The organism is Stenotrophomonas sp. 169 (assembly GCF_014621775.1).
GTDB lineage: Bacteria > Pseudomonadota > Gammaproteobacteria > Xanthomonadales > Xanthomonadaceae > Stenotrophomonas.
Genome location: NZ_CP061204.1, coordinates 667,505 through 689,020 on the forward strand (window position 1 = coordinate 667,505; position 21,516 = coordinate 689,020).

A 21,516-nucleotide genomic window follows, 5' to 3' on the forward strand; every position below is an offset into this window, starting at 1 on the left:
CCTTGCCGTTGCCGTTGCGCTTGACGTTGCCTCCGCAGGCGCCGGGCCGCGGGCCCGGCAACAAGCCCGCACGCGGCGCATAATGGCGGCATGATCATCCACTCCCTGCTCGACACCGACCTGTACAAATTCACCATGATGCAGGCGGTGCTGCACCAGCATCCCGGCGCCATCGTGCAGTACCGGTTCAAGTGCCGTACGCCGGGCATCGACCTGGCGCAGTTCCTCGATCAGATCAGCGAGGAGATCGACCACCTCTGCACGTTGCGCTTCACCAGCGCCGAGCTGGACTACATGCGCGGCCTGCGCTTCGTGAAGCCTGATTTCGCCGATTTCCTTGGCCTGTTCCACCTGGATCGCAAGTACATCACCCTGCGTGCCTCGGACAGCGTGCCGGGCGAGATCGAGCTGGACATCACCGGCCCCTGGCTGCACACCATCATGTTCGAGGTGCCGCTGCTGGCGATCATCAACGAGGTGTGGTTCCGCAACACCACGACCGCGGATTTCGTCGAAGGCGAGCGCCGCCTGCAGGCCAAGGCCGCGTTGCTGCGCGATACGCCGGGGTTCGAACAGTGCCGCATCGCCGATTACGGCAGCCGCCGCCGCTACTCACGTGACTGGCATGCACGGTTGTTGCCGTTGCTGCGCGATGCGCTGGGCCCGCAGCTCGTTGGCACCAGCAATGTGCACTTCGCCCGCGTGTATGGCATGACACCGCACGGCACGATGGCGCATGAGTACCTGCAGGCGTTCCAGGCCATCGGTCCGCGCCTGCGCGATTCGCAGGTGGCTGCGCTGGAATCGTGGGCACGCGAGTATCGCGGCGACCTGGGCATCGCGCTGTCCGACGTGGTCGGACTGGATGCCTTCCTGCGCGATTTCGACATGTATTTCTGCAAGCTGTTCGACGGGGTGCGCCACGATTCCGGCGACCCGTTCGACTGGGGCGACCGCATGCTGGCCCATTTCCAGCACCGTCGCGTGGATCCACGCAGCAAGGTCCTGGTGTTCAGCGATGGCCTGGATATCGAGAAGGTCATGCGTCTGTTCGACTACTTCCGTGGTCGTTGCCAGGTCGCCTTCGGTGTGGGAACGCACCTGACCAACGATCTCGGTCCCACACCACTGAACATCGTCATCAAGATGGTCCGCTGCAACGGGCAGCCGGTGGCGAAGTTGAGTGATTCGCCGGGCAAGAGCATGTGCGATGACCCGGGCTACCTGGCCTACCTGCGCCAGGTATTCGAACTGCCGCCGGGCGTCTGACCCGCGCCCCGGATCCCAGGGCTCCGGAAGCGCCGAGCCACGCTCGGCGAGCGAAGCGGCACTTGTCAGCAGCGCGCAGAACCAGAGCGGCCGCTGCGCTCGCCGAGCACGGCTCGGCGCTACCTGCTCCTGGCCGGGACGTGTTTCATTCCAGCGCGTAGCGCAGCACGAACAATCCGGCGACCAACCACACGGCGGCGTGCACTTCGCGCCAGCGTCCTGTGCCGGCCTTCAGCGCGGCGTAGGCAATGAAGCCAAAGGCCAGGCCATTGGCGATGGAGTAAGTGAACGGCATCGCCAGCGCACACAGCGCGGCCGGGACCGATTCGGTCAGGTCACTCCAGTCCACCTCCACCAGTTCGCGCAGCATCAAGCCGGCCACGAACAGCAGGGCCGGCGCGGTGGCATACCCGGGCACCATCGCCGCCAGCGGCGAGAACAGCAGTGCCGCCAGGAACAGCGCCGCCACCACCAGCGCGGTCAGCCCGGTGCGGCCGCCGGCCTGCACGCCGGATGCGCTCTCGGCAAAGGCGGTGGTGCTGCTGGTGCCCAGCAGTGACCCCGCCACGATCGCCGTGCTGTCGGCGAACAAGGCCCGCCCGAACCGCTTCTGCGCGCCCGGCAGTTTCAGCAGGCCCGCGCGCCCGACGACGCCGTACAGCGTGCCGGTGGCATCGAAGACTTCCACCAGCACGAACACCAGCACCACCTGCAGTAGCACCGCCAGCGGCGCGCCGCCGTCGTGGTGCAGCAGGCCGGGCAGGTCCAGTTGCAGGAAGGTCGGGGCCAGGCTCGGCGGCAGCGACATCAGGCCGTGGTACTGCACGTTGCCCAGCAGCCAACCCGCTGCCGTGACCGCAAGGATGCCGATCAGGATCGCGCCACGCACCCGGCGCGCTTCCAGGATGGCGATCAACAGGAACCCGGCCAGCGCCAGCAGCGGCGGTGCCGTGTTGAGCGGGCCCAGTGCGACCAGCGTGTCTTCGTTGCCGATGATCACGCCGGATTTCTGCAGTGCGATGATGGCCAGGAACAACCCGATGCCGGCCACGATGGCCGAACGCAGGGACGACGGAATGCCGGATACCAGCCACGCGCGCACGCCGGTAAGTGACAGCACCAGGAACACGAGCCCGGAAATGAACACCGCCGCGAGTGCCTGCTGCCAGGGCAGGCCAGAGGCACCGACCACGGTGAAGGCGAAGAAAGCGTTCAGGCCCATGCCCGGCGCCATGCCGACGGGGAAGTTCGCGGCCAGTGCCATCACCAGCGAGCCGAGTGCTGCGGCCAGGCAGGTCGCGACGAACACCGCGCCCGCATCCATGCCCGTGGTGGAGAGGATGTCCGGATTGACGAAGACGATGTAGGACATCGTCAGGAAGGTCGTCAGGCCAGCCAGCAGTTCGGTGCGCACGGTGGTGCCGTGCTGCTGCAGTTGGAACAGGCGCTCAAGCAGGCGCATGGTGGATCTCGCAGGATCGGGACGGAAACGACACGTCGACAGTACAAAAAAGAGGACGGCCGCACTGGGCGGCCGTCCTCGGGGCTTCTTACTTCAGCGCCTTGAAACGCAGGCGCTTGGGTGCGGCATCGTCGCCCATGCGGCGGCGCTTGTCGGCTTCGTACTCGCGGTAGTTGCCCTGGAAGAACTCCACGTGCGAATCACCTTCGAACGCCAGGATGTGGGTCGCGATGCGATCCAGGAACCAGCGGTCATGCGAAATGACGAAGGTGTTGCCCGGGAACTCCAGCAGCGCATCTTCCAGCGAACGCAGGGTTTCGATATCCAGATCGTTGGACGGTTCATCGAGCAGCAGCACATTGCCACCCTGCAGCAGGGTCTTGGCCATGTGCAGGCGGCCACGCTCACCACCGGACAGCGAACCGACCAGCTTCTGCTGATCCTGGCCCTTGAAGTTGAAGCGGCCGATGTAGGCGCGCGACTGGATCTCCACGCCATTGATGTTCAGGATGTCCAACCCGCCGGCGATTTCCTGGAAGACGTTGTGGTTGCCTTCCAGCGCATCGCGGCTCTGGTCCACGTAGGACAGCTGCACCGTCGGGCCGACTACGATCTCGCCAGTGTCGGGCTTTTCCTGGCCGGTGATCATCTTGAACAGGGTCGACTTGCCGGCGCCGTTGGGGCCGATGATGCCGACGATGGCGCCACCGGGCACCAGGAAGTTCAGGTTGTCGAACAGCAGGCGGTCGCCGAACTTCTTGGAGACGTTCTTGAACTCCATCACCGCATTGCCCAGGCGCTCACCCGGCGGGATGAACAGCTCGTTGGTCTCGTTGCGCTTCTGGTAATCAACCGACTGCAGCTCTTCCAGGCGGGCCAGACGGGCCTTGCCCTTGGTGCGGCCACCCTTGGCGTTCTGGCGCGACCACTCCAGCTCCTTCTGGATGGCTTTCTGGCGGGACTTTTCCTGGTTGTCTTCCTGCTTCAGGCGCTCATCCTTCTGGGTCAGCCAGTCGGTGTAGTTGCCCTTCCACGGAATACCGCGGCCACGATCCAGTTCCAGGATCCACTCGGCGGCGTTGTCGAGGAAGTAGCGGTCATGGGTGACCGCCACGACGGTGCCGGTGTAGCGCGCCAGGAACTGCTCCAGCCATTCCACCGACTCGGCGTCGAGATGGTTGGTCGGCTCATCGAGCAGCAGCATGTCCGGCTTCTGCAGCAGCAGGCGGCACAACGCAACGCGGCGCTTCTCACCACCGGAGAGCTTGCCCACGATGGCTTCCCACGGTGGCAGGCGCAGGGCATCGGCCGCCACGTCCAGCTGGTTTTCCAGGGTATGCGCGTCACCAGCGGCCAGGATCGCCTCCAGGCGCTCCTGTTCCTTGGCCAGTTTGTCGAAATCAGCGCCTTCCTCGGCATAAGCCAGGTAGACCGCATCGAGCTGGGCCTGGGCCTGCAGTACTTCGCCGACGCCTTCTTCAACCGCTTCACGCACGGTCTTGGTCGGATCCAGCTCGGGTTCCTGCGCCAGGTAGCCGACCTTGATGCCGGCCTGCGGACGCGCTTCGCCCTCGAAATCGGTGTCCACGCCGGCCATGATCTTCAGCACGGTGGACTTGCCGGACCCGTTCAGGCCCAGCAGGCCGATCTTCGCGCCCGGGAAGAACGACAGCGAGATGTCCTTGATGATCTGCCGCTTGGGCGGGACCACCTTGGACACGCGGTTCATGGTGTAGATGTATTGCGAGGACATGGAGTCTCCCAAAGGGTCGATCCACCGGGCCGAGAGGCAGGGCCGGCGGAAAACGGAATATTTGACTGGTCATTATCGCTGATCGCCGGTTTCACTGCCATGGCGGCCGTGCGGGGACCCAAGGTGGGACAGGTGCGGGTCACAGACGGGTTGCGGCACGTTTTCCCCACAGGTGCGCGGGGCGCGGGCGGATGGTCCGGGATGGGCGGGCGGACCACGATGGTCACGCACCACTCAATCGGAGACGCGTTGATGAACCGCTCATTGTTGCCTGCCCTGCTGTGCCTTCTGCTTGCTCCTGCCGTGCCCTCATCGGCCATGGCCGCCGATGTTGCGCCCTTGCTGCCGTCGCCGCTGTCGGTCAGCGATCTCACCGTACCCGCCGGAACGCAGCGTGTATTCAACGTCGCGGTGGCGTCCACCGATAAAGGGATCGGCTTTGGAATATCGTCCGCTGATGCGGGTATGAAGCTGTCCGGGAGCATCGAATTTGCATGGGTCGACGGCCTAGTGCTGCGCAGGTTCGAACTTGACGGTCTGGACACCGTTGGCGGCTACGTCGACCTGTCGGGCTCGGCCGGTGCGCGCGTGCTGCAGCTTCGGCTGCTGGGAGGAGCGCAGGACATGCGGATCAACCTGACCCTGCCCGGACCGGCAGCGGACCTGAAGCAGGGGCAGGCGACGGGTGTGTTTTCTCAGCTCGCCGGTGGCACGACGTACGAGGCGGCGCGCCGCGTGCGACTGGCCAAGCCATCGAATATGCAGGTGTTCACTTGGGGAGGCGATGCGGAAGTGGCGCTCAAAGTGTATGGGCCTGTAGGCACCGGGTTCCCGCCGTTGATCTGCGATGACCAGGGTGATGCGTGGCGGCAATGCAATCTGGACGGGCTTGCGCCCGGCCTGTACTCGATCACCGTCGCCGGGGAAGGCAATCCGGTGCAGTTGATGGGGCGCTGGAAAGCGTTGCCATAGTGACGTCTCTGGCCCATAGCTGAACAGGCATTGGTCGCGATAAAGGGGAACCGTTTCCAGCGGGAAACGGTTCATATGCGATGCGCATTATGGGAAACATCACCCAACAGCTAGGAGTCCACGCATGCGCATCAATCGACTTGTGGCCGGTGCCGTGGCCTCCCTGCTGGCCTTGGGGGCTGTCGCGCCCGCGTTCGCCGACAATGACCGCCACCGCAGCCATGATCGCGATCGCCGTGAATGGCGGGACGATCGTCGCGATGACCGCCGTGACCACCACAACGACCGCCGTGAAACGCGCCGGGACTGGCGCGATGATCGTCGCCATGATCGCCGTGAGTGGCGGGATGATCGACGTCACGCGGGTTACTACCGTCCGGCGCCCCCGCCGCGCGTGGTGTATCGCCCGGCATACCGCCCCGCTTACGGCCCTGCGTACCGCCCCGCTTATGGGCACGGTCCGGGTTACGGTTGGCAGGTCGGCCACCGGTATCGGGATTACTACCGTGGCCCGATCTACGTGGTGAATGACTACAACAGCTACCACGTACGTCGCCCGCCCCGTGGACACCACTGGGTGCGCGATGACCGCGGCAACCTGCTGCTGGTCGCCATCGCAACGGGGATCCTGGCGGACTTCGTGATCAACAACCGCTGAGCTGATGGCCTGACGGGCTGAGGGCTGCAGCCTGCAGAACGGCGCCTCTAGGGGGCGCCGTTCTGCGTACAGCGCCATGCGACGAGTGGGCGGGCACGAGCAGGCTCGCGCTGCGGCTCCAACGCCTCGCCACGCTTGAGACGCGCATTCCGCGATGTCCCTGGATCAGGAACGGCGTCGTGCGCATCCGTGGTCCGTTTTGAGACCCGCAGCGCACGGACTACAATTGCGGTCTTGCCGTTCCTTTCCTGCCTGCCCCCGGAGAAACCGATGTTCCCGCGCGACGCCCGAATCGAAAGCTACGATCCCGAGTTGGCCAAGGCCATCGCCGACGAGGCCCAGCGCCAGGAAGATCACGTCGAGCTGATCGCCAGCGAGAACTACGCCAGCCCCCTGGTGATGGAAGCCCAGGGCAGCCAGCTGACCAACAAGTACGCCGAAGGGTATCCGGGCAAGCGCTACTACGGTGGCTGCGAGTATGTGGACATCGCCGAACAGCTGGCCATCGACCGCCTGAAGCAGCTGTACGGCGCCGATTACGCCAACGTGCAGCCGCACAGTGGCTCGCAGGCCAACCAGGCGGTCTACTTCGCGCTGCTGCAGCCGGGCGACACCATCCTGGGCATGAGCCTGGCCCACGGCGGTCACCTGACCCACGGTGCCAAGGTGAATGCCTCCGGCAAGCTGTTCAATGCGGTGCAGTACGGTGTGAACGATCAGGGCCTGATCGATTACGACGAAGTCGAGCGACTGGCCGTCGAACACAAGCCGAAGATGGTGGTCGCCGGGTTCTCTGCCTATTCGCAGATCGTGGACTGGGCGCGTTTCCGCGCCATCGCCGACAAGGTGGGCGCCTACCTCTTCGTGGACATGGCCCATGTGGCCGGTCTGGTCGCGGCGGGCGTCTATCCCAGCCCGCTGGCGCACGCGCATGTGGTCACCTCCACCACCCACAAGACGCTGCGTGGGCCGCGTGGCGGCATCATCATCGCCAAGGGTGCCAGCGAGGAACTGGTCAAGAAGCTGCAGTCGATCGTCTTCCCGGGCATTCAGGGTGGCCCACTGATGCACGTGATCGCGGCCAAGGCCGTCGCGTTCAAGGAAGCGCTTGAGCCCTCGTTCACCACCTATCAGCAGCAGGTAGTGAAGAACGCCCAGGCGATGGCCGATACGCTGATCGCCCGTGGCTACAAGATCGTGTCCGGCGGTACCCAGAACCACCTGATGCTGGTGGACATGATCGGCAAAGAGGTGTCCGGCAAGGACGCCGAGGCGGCGCTGGGCAAGGCGCATATCACGGTGAACAAGAACTCGGTGCCGAACGATCCGCGTTCACCGTTCGTGACCTCGGGCCTGCGCCTGGGTACGCCGGCGGTGACCACCCGGGGGTACGTCGAACAGGATTGCGTCGACCTGGCCAACTGGATCGCCGACGTGCTCGACGCACCGGCCGACGATGCGGTGATCGCGCGGGTGCGCGATGCGGTGAGTGCGCAGTGCCGCAGGTACCCGGTCTACGGCTGAGCCCGTGCATCGGTGACAGCATGCCCTGCCGCGCCAATCCCGGCGTTGCAGGGCTCGCGGTTTGCCGCGCATGGCCATCTCCAGTACCGTGGCGACGCTGCCATGACCACGGCATGACGTTTCCACTACGCAAGGCGCTCCATGCATTGTCCGTTCTGCCAACATGCCGATACCCGGGTGATTGATTCGCGCGTCTCTGAAGACGGTGCGACGATCCGCCGCCGGCGTGAGTGCGAGGCCTGCAACGAGCGCTTCAGCACCCTGGAAACCATCGAGCTCAAGCTGCCGACCATCATCAAGGGTGACGGCAGCCGCGAGGCATTCGAGGCGCGCAAGGTCCGCGCCGGCTTTGACCGCGCGCTGCAGAAGCGACCGGTGCCGGAAGAAAAGATCGAATCAGCGGTACGTGCGGTGGTGCACCAGCTGCGGATCTGCGGCGAGCGTGAAGTGCCCTCCATCCGCGTCGGCGAGTTCGTGATGAACGAGCTGCGCAAGCTGGACCATGTCGGCTATGTCCGTTTCGCGTCGGTGTATCGCAGCTTCGGCGATGTGGCTGATTTCCGCGAGGAAATCGAAAAGCTGGAGCGTGAACTGCCCGCCAGCACCGAGCAGTTGCAGTTGCTGGGCGATGTGATCGCCCTGACCAAGAAAAAGAAGAGCTGAGCGGGACCGGCGCTGCATGTCCGGTTTTTCCGCCCTCGATCATCTGCACATGGCGACCGCCTTGCGGTTGGCGGAGCGCGCGGCCTATACCGCACGACCCAACCCGATGGTGGGCTGCGTGATCGCCCATGGCGAGCGGGTGGTCGGGCAGGGCTGGCACCAGCGCGCTGGCGGACCGCATGCCGAGGTATTCGCCCTGCGCGAAGCGGGCGAACAGGCACGCGGCGCCACGGCCTACGTCACCTTGGAACCCTGCGCCCACTATGGCCGCACGCCACCTTGTGCGCTCGCGCTGATCGAGTCCGGCGTTACGCGTGTCGTGGCGGCCATGCGTGACCCCTTCCCGCAGGTCGATGGCGGTGGATTCGACCTGCTGCGTGCGGCGGGCATCGAGGTCAGCGAGGGGCTGATGGCCGCGCAGTCACGTGAATTGAACCGTGGCTTCCTGTCGCGTGTGGAACGCGGCCGGCCGTGGGTGCGGGTCAAACTTGCGGCCAGCCTGGATGGTCGCACGGCGATGGCGGACGGCACGTCCAAATGGATAACCGGCGCTGCCGCACGTGAAGACGTGCAGCATTGGCGTGCACGGGCTGGCGCGATCCTGACCGGCGCCTCCACTGTGCTCGCCGACGACCCGCAGCTGACGGTGCGTCTGGCCGACACCGAGGTGCTGCCGCCGTTGCGCGTGGTGTTGGATGCGCAACTCCGCTCGCTGGAATGCGCGCGCGTGCGCGAAGGCCCGGCGCCGACGCTGTACCTGCATGACCCCGCCATCAGCGCACCCGATGCGGCCGATGCGCAGTTTGCCAGCGTGCCGTGCGTCGGCGGCCGCCTGGACCTGGCGGCGGTGCTGGCGCTGCTCGGCGCGCGTGGCATCAACGAACTGCATACGGAAGCCGGCGCGACCCTGTCAGGTGCCTTGATGGCAGGCGGCTGGGTGGACGAATTGCTGCTGTACCAGGCGCCGACCCTGCTTGGCGAGCATGGCCTGCCGTTGTTTGCAGGCCTTGGCGTGCACGCCATGCAACAGCAGCACCGCCTGCAGCTGATCGATCAATGCCAGGTGGGCACCGATCTGCGGCTGCGGTTGCGCCCCGCGGGCTGAGGCACCACAGCACACGCAACGCAGGTCCTGCGCGCGCGACAGAAACAAGAACGGCTTCCCGAAGGAAGCCGTCAGAAACGCCTGTTGATCGCGCGGATCAGAAGCTGGCGCGGATACCGGCCGAGTACTGGGTCACGTCTTCGATGACCTGCACTTCACCCACCACGCCCCACATCGGGGTGAGGTTGATCTGGCCGCCGACGTTGCCGACCCAGGTGCCGTCCATGTCGCTGCCATCCATGTAGCCACCCTTCAGCCACGCTTCGGTGCGTGCCGACGGCTTGCCGCGCACACCGAACATGCCGCGGGCTGCATTGGTGTGGTCCTTGTCGCTGACGGTGGCGAAGCCGGTCTGCTTCAGCGTCACCTTGGCGTTCTGGCGGACCCACGCGATGTCCGCGGTGAAGTCGACGCGGTCGCTCATGCCCATGTTGTAGCCGATGCCCAGTTCCGGCTGGTCCAGCTCCAGCTTGATGCTGCCGCCGGTGAAGCCATAGGACTTGGATACCTGTGACCAGGCACCGAACAGATAGACCTGCGGTGCAATGGCAAAGGAGCCGCGGAGGTAGCCACCGTCCACCTTGGGATCGTCCAGCAGGTCGTCGTTGACCTTGAACTGGGTCCAGCCGGCTTCGGCGTAGGTGTAGCTCAGGCCATCGGCGGCGAGGGCCGACAACGGCGACAGGGCGAGCAGGGAGGCGGCCAGCAGCATCTTGCGCATGCGTGTGAATCCTTGAGTCAGCGTTCCATTGCAGGCAGCCGGTACAGCTACCCGGGGCGACGTCGTTGTCGCGCTCGGCGGCATTTTAATGAATCTTTTACAAAAAGCGAGCCTTCAGGCAGGCCTGTTAGAATGCGTGCGCCGGTTCGCCGGTATACAAACGTCTTCAGGGCGGGGTGCGATTCCCCACCGGCGGTAGGTGCCTTCGGGCATGAGCCCGCGAGCGCTCCGGTCCACCTTGGGCGGGAGGTCAGCAGATCCGGTTCGATGCCGGAGCCGACGGTGATAGTCCGGATGAAAGAAGACGGTGCCACGGGGCGTGATGCTCCGTGCGTACCTGTTTGCCTTGCGGCGTTTTTCGCTCACTACCCGCGGAGAACGTTCTTGTTTACTGGAATCATTGAAGGCGTCGGCCGTCTGGCCGCGCGCGAAACCCTCGGCGGCGATGTCCGCTTCACCTTCCACGTCGGCAGCCTGCCCTTCGACAGCGTGCAGCTGGGCGAGAGCATCGCCATCAACGGGGTCTGCCTGACGGTCATCGCATTCGACGCGCAGACCTTCCAGGCCGATGCGTCGACTGAAACCCTTGGGCTGACGACGCTGGGCAGCCTGGTGGAAGGGGCGGTCATCAATCTGGAGCGCGCGATGCGTCCGACCGATCGCCTCGGCGGGCATCTGGTCAGCGGCCACGTTGACGGGCTGGGGCAGGTGCTGTCCATCCATGACGATGCGCGCGCCCAGCGCTGGCGCTTTGCCGCACCGAAGGCGCTGCGGCGGTATATCGCCAAGAAGGGATCGATCTGCGTCGACGGCGTGAGTCTGACGGTGAACGAGGTGGATGACGAGGGCTTCGAGGTCGCGTTGATCCCGCACACCGTTTCGCACACCGCCTTCGCCGCCAGCACCGTCGGCAGCGCGGTCAACCTGGAAATCGACCTGGTCGCGCGCTATGTCGAGCGTCTGCTGGGTGAAGGAGCACGCGCATGAACTTCGCCCCCATTCCCGAGATCCTGGAAGACATCCGTCTGGGCCGCATGGTGGTCATCGTGGATGACGAAGACCGCGAAAACGAAGGCGACCTGATCATGGCCGCTGAGCTGGTCAAGCCAAGCGACATCAATTTCATGGTCACCCATGGACGTGGCCTGGTGTGCTTGCCGCTCACCCGTGAGCGTGCCGCTGATCTGGGCCTGGCGCCGATGGTGCAGGCGAACACCGCCCAGTTCCAGACCAATTTCACGGTCAGCATCGAGGCGGCGGAGGGGGTTACCACCGGTATCTCCGCCTATGACCGTGCGCATACCATCCGCACGGCGGTGAAGCCCGATGCCAAAGCATCGGACCTGCATCAGCCGGGCCATATCTTCCCGTTGATTGCCCAGCCCGGCGGCGTGCTCACCCGCGCCGGTCATACCGAAGCGGGCGTGGACCTGGCGATGCTGGCAGGGCTGGAGCCGGCCGGCGTGCTGGTGGAAATCCTCAACCCCGATGGCAGCATGGCGCGTCGCCCTGAACTGGAAGTCTTCGCCCGCGAACATGGCTTGAAGATGGGCTCCATCGCCGACCTGATCGCCTATCGCCTGGCGACGGAGAAGACGGTAGAGCGCGTTGACGAGCGTGAGATCGAGACCGAGTTCGGCGGCTTCACGCTGGTGACGTACCGCGACCGGATCGCCCACGACCTGCATTTCGCACTCGTACGGGGCACCCCCGACGCGCAGACGCCGACGCTGGTGCGGGTGCAGGTGGAAAACCCACTGGCCGACCTGCTGCACTGGCGACGCGATGATTTCGGTGTCGCCGCCACCGACGCGCTGCGCGCGATCGCGGCTGCCGACAGCGGGGTGATGGTGGTGCTGTCGGCCCCGCGTGACAGCGAGACGCTGCTGTATCGCCTGCGCCAGCAGCCGCAGCCGGTCACGCCGGGAAAGGACAAGGATGTAAGCCAGTGGCGGCGTAACGGCGCTGGCGCGCAGATCCTGTCCGACCTCGGGTTGGGCAAGCTGCGGGTGCTGGGCACGCCGCGCCGGCAGATCGGTCTGGCGGGTTATGGGCTGGAGGTAGTGGAAACCGTCGGCTGTTGAGGTAACCCGCGGCTGCCGCCACGCACGGCGGCAGCCCGTACACGGTAAACTTACCCCCCACTCAGGTCCCCCAACTCCCCATGAGCCATTTCGAAGGCGATCTTCGCTCTCCCGGATCGGCGCGCTTCGCCATCGTGGCCAGCCGCTGGAATGCCCGCATCACCGATGCGCTGGTCACCGGTGCCCGTCAGGCATTGGCCGGCAACGGCGTCGCAGAAAGCGAAGTGGATGTGATCCGCGTTCCGGGCGCCTGGGAAATCCCCTTGGTCGCCGCACGTCTGGCCGCTGCACATCAGCACGCGGCCATCCTGACCCTGGGCTGTGTGATCCGCGGTGACACGCGTCATTACGAACACGTGGCCGACCGTTGTGCTGAAGGCTTGATGCGCGTGCAGCTGGATTTCGGCGTGCCGGTGCTCAATGGCGTGCTGGCGGTGGAGCGTGCCGAGGATGCCGAAGCGCGTGCCGGGGGCAGCCACGGCAACAAGGGCGAGGAAGCCGCCTTGGCGGCATTGGAAATGATCAATCTTCTGGAGCAACTGCCATGAACAAGACCACCCAGGGCAGGCCGTCCGGCAGACCCGTTCGCCGTGATGGCGTGGATCCGGTACTGCGCTCGCGCGCGCGCCGCCGTGCGGTACAGGCCATCTATGCGTGGCAGATTTCAGGCGGCAACGGCCAGTCGTTGGTCGCCCAGTTCGCCCACGAACAGGCGCGCGAGGTGGCCGATCTGGCCTACTTCGAGGCGCTGGTGCATGGCGTGCTGGACAACCGTCGGGATCTGGATGAGGCGTTGTCCCTGTTCCTGGATAGAAGTGTCGAGGAAGTGGATGCGATCGAACGCGCGGTACTGCGCCTGTCGGCGTACGAGCTGCGTTTTCGCGCCGACATTCCGTATCGCGTGGTGATCAACGAAGCCATCGAGTCGGCCAAGCGCTTCGGTTCCGAACACGGCCACACCTTCGTCAACGGTGTGCTGGATCGCGCCGCGATCGAGTGGCGCAAGACCGAAAGCGGTCACTGACCGATGTGGTAGCGCCGAGTCACGCTCGGCGGCAATCCTTCAGCGCGGCTCGCCAGCTCAGCCGGTCATGGGCCCGCACCCTCGGAGCCCCATGTCACTCGCCGAATTCGCCCTGATCGAACGTATCCGCGCCCGCAGCAAGGGGCGCGATGACATCGTGCTCGGCATCGGCGACGATGCGGCGCTGCTGCAGCCGCTGGCGGGTCACTGGCTGGCGGTAACCGCCGATACGCTCAACAGTGGCGTGCACTTTCCCGCCGAAACGCGGCCGGCCGATATCGGTTGGAAGACGCTGGCGGTCAATCTTTCCGATCTGGCCGCCATGGGCGCCACACCGGCATGGGGCACGCTGGCGTTGTCGCTGCCAAGCGCGGAAGCGGAGTGGATCGACGCGTTCGCCGACGGCTTCTTCGCGCTGGCGGACGCGCACGATTGGCGCCTGATCGGTGGGGATACCACGCGCGGCCCGCTGTCGCTCTCGGTCACCGCGTTCGGTCAGGTGCCGCACAGCCAAGCACTGCGCCGCGATGGTGCGCAGGTTGGCGATGATATCTGGGTCAGCGGCACACTGGGCGACGCGGCGGGTGCGTTGCAGCTATGGAAACGCGGCGAGCTCGATGTCACCCGTATCGCAACCGATCCGACCATCGAGTTCCTGCGCCAGCGTCTGTTGCGGCCGACGCCGCGGATAGCGCTGGGACTGGCGCTGCGGGGGTTAGCGAGCGCTGCCGTGGATGTTTCCGACGGTCTGCTGGCCGACCTCGGGCATATTGCGGTCAGCAGCGACGTAGCGGTGAGGGTGGATGCTGCACAAATCCCGGTGTCTGTGCCCTTGCGTGGTGCCTTGGGAGATGACGGCGCGCTGCGCTGCGCCTTGCACGGTGGCGACGACTATGAGCTCTGCTTTACGGCACCGCGCTCGCTACGAACCACCCTCGGCAGCCTTTCCCGGGTGGTGTCACCCACCCTGACCCTTATTGGCGCGGTATCCACCGGGACAGGTGTGCACTGCGAGGGTTACTCGGGTCCGCGTGGGTATGAACATTTCTCATAGGCGGGCCGTCCGGCGACGCACGCGATCACTGATAGTCGGCTCTCAGTATCGCCTTTCCCTCCAAGGTGCCCGCTGACAGGTCATCTCCGGTCCGCAGATAGCGAGCGGCGAAGGGTATGGCGTTGTCACCCGCACGAACATTCGAATGTTTCCACGTTTCGCCGAAAATCACCGGCTTGCCGTCACGAAGCAACTGCACGGCGACGCCCTTGGAAGTAGATCCTGCGCCTGGCGTCAGCTCGCTACCGGTATTGGTGGGGGCACCTGCATCGTTCAGGGTCAGCTGGACAGGAATGCGGTCCGACGGGCAGTCCATCTTTACCTGGAATTGTCGTGTCCCGGCGTCGCTGTGAACGACGGGGAGTTCGCTGGCACGCACGTCTGGCAGCGCGACCGTGACATTGTCCAGGCGACAGGTCAATCGAGGTATGGATATCGCGAGTGATAGTGTGTGTTCGATGTTCCCGTCATTGATATGTCCCTGCAGATAGGTATACGCCTTGAGTATGTTGGACTCGACCCCGTTCATTGGGCCGCCGCGCGAGAACAGTCTGTAGTGCATCCTGATCCTTACATATTCGCCGCCACCGACACTGGTCTCGCTGGTTCTAGCGGTGTAACGGTTGGTGTCATTGGCCGTAAGCGGCGTGGGTGTGTTCTCGGATGGGGCGGCGCTCTTGTGGGCTCGGAATATGATCAGTGGACTTGCAGAATTCCAGCCGTAGGCCGGGTATCGCTGACCATCCACCTCGATATGACGCACGAAAGACAGCTGTCTCATCTTCGTAACCGTAATCAATCCCAGGTCGGTGCGCGGGCAGGGGCTCGCCTCTGGTCCCGGTCCCACGAGGCCCCGCCACTCGGTCAGTGCAACATCGCGGGCAAGTTCATTCTGGACTGTGATGGAACTGTCGAAGGTGTCGTCGCCGTGAACGCTGCAGGCGAGCGCGCTCGTGGAGGCCAACATGCTGACGGACGCCAGGGCCAGAAAAAATCGGGGTTTCGACGCTGTTTCGAGGCGGGACATAGGCGTAATCATTTAGTGGTCGGGGCGGCGGAGGGGGCATTCGTTACCGTGAATGTTCAGCAGACACGCGCTGCACCTGCACCGGAGATTGTTGATCCCGCAGTGCGCCGTAGTCGTCCAGCCAGGAGAAGCTCACCCGGTCAGAGGCCGCCGATCCGGGGGGGAGCGCCGTGCGGTGCTGGCCGTGCGGTGGAATCATGCTGGCCTCTAGCTCAGTGGTGTCGTTCACGGAGATCTTTGTCACTGTCACGTGGAAAGGCCCCGGGTTGGTAGCGGTAAGCCAGCGGGTGCCTCCCTCGTTCTGAATCTGCCAGCGCAGGGAAGCCGCAGCGGCGGCAGCGGTGCCTGGCAGGCCTGGGGGCCGGTAGAACAGCTTGATGCGCGAGCGGACAGCGAACCGCAAGAGGTTCTGCTCAGCGGTGTCTTCCTGTTCGGGAGGAATATCCAGGAGATTGAAGTAAAGCACCGATTCGCGATCTGTCGGCAGTGCTTCGGAGGGGCGCGGTGCGTAAGTGATGCGAAACATGTGCGACGCGCTGGGCTGTATCACACGAGGCCCTGCGGGCGTGATGCGGAAAGGCACTTTCAATCGTTCAGGAACGGCGCTGCTGTCGCCGGTGTCGATCCAGGCCTGGGTCATTGCGGGCGCGCTGCCATCGTTGCTGATCCTTACCGTCGTATCGCGATGAAGACTGCCGTCAACGACGATGCGGGTGCCCTCGATGGTGACCGCGGCCGATGCGGGAGGCGCAGCAGTTGCCAGCATCAACAGGGGGGCTGCCAACGCGGAGCGGGAGAGGTAGTGCATGGAGAGATTCTCCAGAAACAGGGAAGGGGATGGGTTTCAGCGATAGATCAGCGTGAGCTCAGCGCGAGCGCGCACTGAGCCTGCGGTGGCGCCGTCCCCTAGGGGAACGAGCGCGGCGAAGAAATCCAGCCGCCGCTGACCGCCGGCGGGCACGTTCACCAGAGTGATCGGCTGCTCGTCCATGCGCAGCTTTTCACCCTGGCCGGTGAGGATGGCGACCCCAATCCGGGTCGCCGATGAAGGGCCATCCAGCGCGATGGCCCCCGTTACCGGGTCGGCAGGGCCCGTCAGCTGCAGACCGATCTGCTGCGCGCCTGTCGAACCCGGGCAACTGACCGTTATGGCGAACGCCGTGTCGTCGCGCCGGGTGAGGGAGTTGATTCTGGAGAGTGAGGTGCGCCCGAGATCGATGTGGATGGGGCCGTTGGAGTCGTTGACGAGGCAGGTGCTTGCGGTCACTTCGCCGGTGATCTCAAGAGGTGTTGCCGCGCACGGAAAGGCGAGCCCCGTGCATAGCAGGGCTGGCAGCGTGAGAGACGCTCGGATTTTCATCGGCTTCAGGGTGTCCTGCGGGGAAGGGGCGATCACGAAATGCCAGTTTCATTTATGCCCGTCTGTGCCGAGTATCAGGAGATATGTGTATTTACATAGGAAGACTTTATTGAACGCCACACGATGTTCGTGACAGTGGATTGAAAGTGTCCCAGTCGTAGTGCGGCAGGCGACTGCCTATGTAGATGTAATCAGTGATAGGTAATGCCGCTGATTTTGTGCAGATTTCCCCATGTATGACGGATTCGCAGCCACGCAACATGTCGCCTCGTCGAAGCGTTCATTGTCGCCATGGTGCGTACACCTTCGCCTTCCTCCTGCGGACGTCATGCGCGATATGGTTTCAATTTCCCATTTGCTGCCAAAGGGCAGACCTCACTGGCGTCACATCGTGGCTGCTGTTTATCTATCATCAAATGCAGTCTGCATGGCGGCGGCAACGGCCGCATCTCCGCGCTTCAGTCCCGGATTTCTCGTCGGCGATGCAGCGGATGCTCTGGGCCATTTCGAAAGCAGTGCCGTCAAACCCGGAATCTATGTGCTGGATGTGGTGGTCAATGGCCAGTTACTGCGCCAGGAAAGCGTCACCTTTGTTGCGGATTCTCCAGACAGCGCGGCCATGCCCTGCGTGAGCGCAGCGCTGGTCCGCGGGATGGGGGTGAAAGCCAAGTTCCTGCAGGATCTGCCCGAAGATGTGCAGTGCGTGGATCTTCCCCGGTGGATCGATGGCGCCTCCGTACAGTACGACGAAGCCGAACTGCGGCTGGTCATCAGCATTCCGCAGGCGGCCATGGCATCGTCGCCTGGCGGCCATGTTCCCCTGGCATCGCGGGAGCAGGGCATCACGGCGGGCTTCATCGATTACCAGCTACAGCACAGGGGGGTGCAAAGAGAGTCCGTGCTGTCCATAGGCACGCGAATGGGCTTCAACATAGGGGCGTGGCGCTTGCGCCACGATGGCTGGTTCACCCATGCGGCCGGCGGTTCACGCTGGCGGGACGGCCGGACGTCGCTGCAGCGCGACCTGCCAAACAGCGGCACTCGCCTCCAGGTCGGGCAGGAGTTCACGCCCGGGTACCTCTTCGACAGCGTTGCGTACACGGGTATCCGGGTCGCCAGTGACAGAAGGATGCTGGCAGATTCGCTGGAGGGCTATGCGCCCGTGGTCAAAGGCGTAGCGCAAGGCTCTGCCACGGTCAGCATCCGTCAGAACGGCAGGTTGATCCGTGAGTTGGTGGTGCCCCCTGGCCCTTTCATCATTGAGGATCTGGTTGCGGGAGGCGGTGCCGGTGATCTTGATGTCAGTGTCACCGAGGCGGGCGGGCAGACCCACAGCTTCCGGGTGCCATTTTCGGCGATTCCACAGGCACTGCGTCCTGGCGTACAGGAATTCAGCGTCGTTGCGGGACGGCTCGATCCCTATTCCAGCATCGGCACTCTGCCTACGGAATTCATCGAGGCCACCTTCGGCCGTGGCCTGGATAACCGGTTGACGATGTTGTCTGGAGTCCAGCTCTCATCCCGGCAGAAGACGTTTCTGGTTGGCACCGCGTTCAACACCGCACTGGGCGCTATCGGCCTGGACGCCCGGGATACACTCGTGCGGCGTCGTGGTGGCGTAGAACGGGGGCAAAGCTACCGGATCAACTACCAGCGCCTGTTTCCCGGTCCCGGGACGGGCGTGGGCGTGACCGCGTGGCATTCCAGTGGGGTGGCCTCGCGTGGCTTGATCGATCTCTGGCCGGGCCCGCTGTCGCCGTCCACCGCGCGGCCTGCACCGGAACGGCATGAGGCGGCATTGCAGCGGCTTCAGGTGAACCTGTCGCAACGCCTTGCAGATCACAGCTCGCTGTTTGTCAGCTATGGACGGGAGGCCGCCCTTACCGATCTGCAGGCAGGTTTCAGCGGGCGCATCGGAAGCGTGAACTACTCGCTCACCGCGCTGCGCTACCACCATGGCGAAGGTGAGGTGGACACGCGCTGTTCGTTTTTCATCAGCATGCCGCTGGGGACCCCGGCCAGCAGACATCACGTGTCCGGACATTTCAGTCCCGGCCCAAATGCGCGTTCGCAGATACGCCTGTCAGGCGCATCCGGGGCGCGTAACGAGCTGAACTACGACGCCTCGGCGGGCAGTATCGGATCGTCCCGGTTACTGGATACCCATGCGAGCTATCAGGGCGGCCGAGGTGCCCTGTCGGCGGGGTATGGTCGGGAAGGCCGCCGCGAGACGTGGCAGGTATCGGCTGCGGGCAGCATCGTGTTGCATGCCGATGGCCTGACGTTTGGCCAGAGTCTGGGCGATACCGTCGTCCTGGTTCAGGCAGTGGGTGCCACAGGTGCACACGTTCGCAGCGGTCATGAGCTGCGGATTGGGCGCAACGGTTATGCGGTGATGCCCTCAGCCAGCCCCTATCGGTGGAACCAGATAGAGCTGGATCCTGCCGGTCTGCCGCTGGATGTGCAGCTGCTGCAGACTTCGCAGCGTGTCGCCCCGACGGCCGGCAGCATCGTGCGTGTGCCGTTCCATGTCCGCAGGCAGCGAACCCTCTTCATCGATGCAGTTGATGCGCAAGGTCAGCCACTGCCATTCGCCGCATCGGTGCAGGACGAGAGCGGCCGCTCGATTGGGGTCGTCGGCCAAGGCAGTGTCATCCGACTACAGGGCGCTGCTGAAAGCGGTGCCCTGATAGTCGATGCGCAAGGGGCGCGGCGCTGCCGCCTTGAGTACCAGCTTCCCCAGGCTGCAGATGTCTATGGCCTGTCCTGGAGCCAAGGCACCTGTGTTCCGGAGCTGCCTGATACGGCGACGCGGTGAACGCCTTCCATCATCACCGCCTGTTCCATCCCGATCGTTCAACCCAACCCGAAGAGATACCTATGATTTACTCACGTACTTCCATCAAGTGGACTGCTTGTCTGTCCGTGCTGGCCGCGATAATCGCCAATCCCGTGCCTGCACGGGCTGATACAGCCACACTTACCGTCACGGGCAAGATCCTTCCGGGCACGTGCAAGCTCACCATCGCACCAGTGACCCTGAAACCCCTCAAGGCCGGGGACGTTAAAGGCGGCGACCTGGGCATGGCCGACGGCGCGTTGAAATTCGACGATTGCGTCGGCGTCACCAAGGCGAAGCTGATCTTCACCGGTGCCGCAGAGGATGCGGACTACTGGAAGAATGAGGCCCCCACGGGCGCGACCGGTATCTCACTGGTTCTGAAGGATGGTCAAAAGTTCGACACCCTTCTGAAGCCCAACGATGCGCGTACCTTGGACGTCGCCACTGCCACGGCAAGTCACCCGTTCAGAGTGGGCTATCACCACGTTGACAAGGCACCCTTCACCGCGGGCGATGTCAACGCGAACATCACCGTAACTGCCACCTACGAGTGATTCCCTGCTTGCCGTCGAACCATTCATTGGGGAGACGGCAACACCTTGCCGGGATTCAGTATGCCGTCCGGATCCAATGCGGCCTTGATCGCGTGCATCGCGGTCAAGGTTTCCGCAGTGAAGGCCTGCGTCATGAAGTCACGCTTCGCCAAGCCAATCCCGTGTTCGCCGGAGAGCGTGCCCTCCAATGCCAGCGTCAAGGCGAAGATACGCGGCAGGGCAGCGTGCGCACGGGCGTTTTCGTCGGCGTCGTCCGGGTGATACAGGATGTTGACGTGCAGGTTGCCATTGCCCGCATGGCCGAACGTCACGATGGTCAGGTCGAACTCGCGTGCCAAGGCCTGCACGCCGGCGACCAGGGCCGGGATGCGTGACACGGGCACCACCACGTCCTCGTTGATCTTGCCCGGTGCGATGCTGCGCAACGCAGGTGACAGCGCCTTGCGTGCAGCCCACAGCTTTTCGCGCGCGGCTCCTTCCATTGCAACGTCCAGCGACAGCATGCCATCGCCTTCTGCTGCGCTGGCCAGCGCCTGCAGCAGATAGGGCAGGGTGTCGTGGTCGCCGTCCGCCTCGATCAGCAGCATGGCACCGGCCTCGGACACGTCCGCGCCATTGCCCCGCAGCAATTGCAGGCTGCGCGCATCCATGAACTCCAGGCGCGTGGGCGTGACCGGTTGTGTCATCACCCGCGACACCGCCTGCGCTGCCGCGTCGGCATCGCGGTACAGCACACGCAACCCGGCCTGCGCTACCGGCAGTGGCGTGAGTTTCAGTGTGGCTTCGACGATCAAGGCCAGCGTGCCCTCGCTGCCGATCAGCAGATGGGTCAGGTCGTAGCCCGTGGCGTCCTTGGTGTAGGCACCGCCGCAGCGGATGAGATCGCCGGTGCCGGTCACCGCGACCACACCCAGCACGTTGTCGCGGCTGCTGCCGTACTTCACCGCGCGCGGTCCGCCCGCATTGCAGGCCAGGTTGCCGCCGATGCTGCAGATGTCCGCGCTGGACGGGTCCGGTGCCCAGAACAGTCCATGGGGTGCCAGTGCGTGCTGAAGATCGCCGTTGAGTACGCCCGGCTGCACGATGGCGCAGCGGTCGCCAGGGCGCACCGCCAGGATCTGCGCCATGCGCGCGAACGACAGCACGATGCTGCCCTGCAGCGGGACGGCGGCACCGGTTGTGCCGGTGCCCGCACCGCGCGCCACCACCGCCACCCGATGCGCGCGGCAGGCCCTGACGATGGCCTGCACCTGCTCTGGGGTGGACGGCAGCGCGACCGCCAAGGGCAACTGGCGACGCCAGGAATTGTCCTGCGCGTTCGCATCCAGCGCGGCCGTGTCGGTACGCCAGCCGTCGGCGCCGAGCAGCAGGGACATTTGGGCAACCAGGGTGGCGGGCAGTTCGGTGTTCATCGCGATTCCAGCAGAGGCAAAGGAATGATGTG

Annotated in this window: 20 protein-coding genes and 1 riboswitch; of the genes, 13 read left to right on the forward strand and 7 right to left on the reverse strand. The window is 64.6% G+C overall.

Features of this window, described 5'->3' with window-relative positions; all coding sequences use genetic code 11:
• The first annotated feature begins 90 nt into the window (after positions 1 to 90).
• Entirely contained in the window at positions 91 to 1,269 is a 1,179-nt protein-coding gene (gene pncB, locus ICJ04_RS02810) for a nicotinate phosphoribosyltransferase (RefSeq protein WP_188326047.1), read from the forward strand.
• A gap of 145 nt (positions 1,270 to 1,414) precedes the next feature.
• Here pncB and ICJ04_RS02815 read toward each other — a convergent pair whose 3' ends face one another.
• Both ICJ04_RS02815 and ettA read right to left on the reverse strand, forming a co-directional pair.
• Entirely contained in the window at positions 1,415 to 2,731 is a 1,317-nt protein-coding gene (locus ICJ04_RS02815; RefSeq protein ID WP_188326048.1) for an NCS2 family permease, read from the reverse strand.
• A gap of 88 nt (positions 2,732 to 2,819) precedes the next feature.
• Positions 2,820 to 4,484: an energy-dependent translational throttle protein EttA gene (ettA, locus tag ICJ04_RS02820; RefSeq protein WP_188326049.1), complete on the reverse strand. Its 1,665-nt coding sequence runs from the start codon at positions 4,482 to 4,484 to the stop codon at positions 2,820 to 2,822.
• Positions 4,485 to 4,583: 99 nt separating this feature from the next.
• Here ettA and ICJ04_RS02825 point away from each other — a divergent pair, with 99 nt between their 5' ends.
• The 5 genes from ICJ04_RS02825 (at position 4,584) to ribD (ending at position 9,406) form a co-directional block, all read left to right on the forward strand.
• Positions 4,584 to 5,456 carry a hypothetical protein gene (locus tag ICJ04_RS02825; protein ID WP_188326050.1) on the forward strand — a complete coding sequence of 291 codons (873 nt, stop codon included), beginning with the start codon at positions 4,584 to 4,586 and terminating at the stop codon, positions 5,454 to 5,456.
• A gap of 124 nt (positions 5,457 to 5,580) precedes the next feature.
• Positions 5,581 to 6,114, forward strand: coding sequence for an RcnB family protein (locus ICJ04_RS02830; RefSeq protein ID WP_188326051.1), 534 nt, complete (start codon positions 5,581 to 5,583; stop codon positions 6,112 to 6,114).
• 270 nt (positions 6,115 to 6,384) lie between these two features.
• Positions 6,385 to 7,638, forward strand: a complete 1,254-nt coding sequence (gene glyA, locus ICJ04_RS02835) for a serine hydroxymethyltransferase (RefSeq protein WP_188326052.1) — start codon at positions 6,385 to 6,387, stop codon at positions 7,636 to 7,638.
• A gap of 141 nt (positions 7,639 to 7,779) precedes the next feature.
• Positions 7,780 to 8,301: a transcriptional regulator NrdR gene (gene nrdR / locus ICJ04_RS02840; protein ID WP_188326053.1), complete on the forward strand. Its 522-nt coding sequence runs from the start codon at positions 7,780 to 7,782 to the stop codon at positions 8,299 to 8,301.
• A gap of 16 nt (positions 8,302 to 8,317) precedes the next feature.
• Entirely contained in the window at positions 8,318 to 9,406 is a 1,089-nt protein-coding gene (gene ribD / locus ICJ04_RS02845; RefSeq protein ID WP_188326054.1) for a bifunctional diaminohydroxyphosphoribosylaminopyrimidine deaminase/5-amino-6-(5-phosphoribosylamino)uracil reductase RibD, read from the forward strand.
• Positions 9,407 to 9,503: 97 nt separating this feature from the next.
• Here the strand turns inward: ribD and ICJ04_RS02850 are convergent, their stop codons facing one another.
• Positions 9,504 to 10,127 carry a hypothetical protein gene (locus ICJ04_RS02850; RefSeq protein ID WP_188326055.1) on the reverse strand — a complete coding sequence of 208 codons (624 nt, stop codon included), beginning with the start codon at positions 10,125 to 10,127 and terminating at the stop codon, positions 9,504 to 9,506.
• A 158-nt stretch (positions 10,128 to 10,285) separates the two neighbouring features.
• Positions 10,286 to 10,437: riboswitch (FMN riboswitch) on the forward strand.
• 74 nt (positions 10,438 to 10,511) lie between these two features.
• Between ICJ04_RS02850 and ICJ04_RS02855 the strand changes: the two genes are divergently transcribed.
• The 5 genes from ICJ04_RS02855 to thiL all read left to right on the forward strand — a co-directional run bounded on the left by ICJ04_RS02855 (position 10,512) and on the right by thiL (position 14,289).
• Complete coding sequence (locus tag ICJ04_RS02855) at positions 10,512 to 11,114, forward strand: riboflavin synthase (RefSeq protein WP_188326056.1); 603 nt, start codon at positions 10,512 to 10,514, stop codon at positions 11,112 to 11,114.
• Complete coding sequence (gene ribB / locus ICJ04_RS02860) at positions 11,111 to 12,211, forward strand: 3,4-dihydroxy-2-butanone-4-phosphate synthase (protein WP_188326057.1); 1,101 nt, start codon at positions 11,111 to 11,113, stop codon at positions 12,209 to 12,211. Before ICJ04_RS02855 ends, ribB begins: the two co-directional genes overlap by 4 nt.
• 80 nt (positions 12,212 to 12,291) lie before the next feature.
• Complete coding sequence (gene ribH, locus ICJ04_RS02865) at positions 12,292 to 12,759, forward strand: 6,7-dimethyl-8-ribityllumazine synthase (protein ID WP_188326058.1); 468 nt, start codon at positions 12,292 to 12,294, stop codon at positions 12,757 to 12,759.
• Positions 12,756 to 13,235 (forward strand): transcription antitermination factor NusB, encoded by a 480-nt coding sequence (gene nusB, locus ICJ04_RS02870; RefSeq protein ID WP_188326059.1) that lies wholly within the window; start codon positions 12,756 to 12,758, stop codon positions 13,233 to 13,235. Before ribH ends, nusB begins: the two co-directional genes overlap by 4 nt.
• 91 nt (positions 13,236 to 13,326) lie before the next feature.
• Complete coding sequence (gene thiL / locus ICJ04_RS02875) at positions 13,327 to 14,289, forward strand: thiamine-phosphate kinase (RefSeq protein WP_188326060.1); 963 nt, start codon at positions 13,327 to 13,329, stop codon at positions 14,287 to 14,289.
• 25 nt (positions 14,290 to 14,314) lie between these two features.
• Here thiL and ICJ04_RS18230 read toward each other — a convergent pair whose 3' ends face one another.
• The 3 genes from ICJ04_RS18230 to ICJ04_RS02890 are packed head-to-tail and all read right to left on the reverse strand — an operon-like array spanning position 14,315 to position 16,712.
• Positions 14,315 to 15,316 carry a fimbrial protein gene (locus ICJ04_RS18230; RefSeq protein WP_223202974.1) on the reverse strand — a complete coding sequence of 334 codons (1,002 nt, stop codon included), beginning with the start codon at positions 15,314 to 15,316 and terminating at the stop codon, positions 14,315 to 14,317.
• A 43-nt stretch (positions 15,317 to 15,359) separates the two neighbouring features.
• Positions 15,360 to 16,124, reverse strand: coding sequence for a fimbria/pilus periplasmic chaperone (locus ICJ04_RS02885; protein ID WP_188326061.1), 765 nt, complete (start codon positions 16,122 to 16,124; stop codon positions 15,360 to 15,362).
• Positions 16,125 to 16,160: 36 nt separating this feature from the next.
• Positions 16,161 to 16,712, reverse strand: coding sequence for a fimbrial protein (locus ICJ04_RS02890; RefSeq protein ID WP_188326062.1), 552 nt, complete (start codon positions 16,710 to 16,712; stop codon positions 16,161 to 16,163).
• 292 nt (positions 16,713 to 17,004) lie between these two features.
• Here ICJ04_RS02890 and ICJ04_RS02895 point away from each other — a divergent pair, with 292 nt between their 5' ends.
• Positions 17,005 to 19,494 (forward strand): fimbria/pilus outer membrane usher protein, encoded by a 2,490-nt coding sequence (locus ICJ04_RS02895; protein ID WP_188326063.1) that lies wholly within the window; start codon positions 17,005 to 17,007, stop codon positions 19,492 to 19,494.
• Positions 19,491 to 20,072 carry a fimbrial protein gene (locus tag ICJ04_RS02900; protein WP_188326064.1) on the forward strand — a complete coding sequence of 194 codons (582 nt, stop codon included), beginning with the start codon at positions 19,491 to 19,493 and terminating at the stop codon, positions 20,070 to 20,072. The genes ICJ04_RS02895 and ICJ04_RS02900 overlap by 4 nt, the downstream gene beginning before the upstream one ends.
• A gap of 23 nt (positions 20,073 to 20,095) precedes the next feature.
• Here ICJ04_RS02900 and ICJ04_RS02905 read toward each other — a convergent pair whose 3' ends face one another.
• A complete protein-coding gene (locus tag ICJ04_RS02905; protein WP_188326065.1) occupies positions 20,096 to 21,484 on the reverse strand; it encodes an FAD-linked oxidase C-terminal domain-containing protein in 1,389 nt (462 codons plus the stop codon).
• Positions 21,485 to 21,516 lie beyond the last annotated feature (32 nt).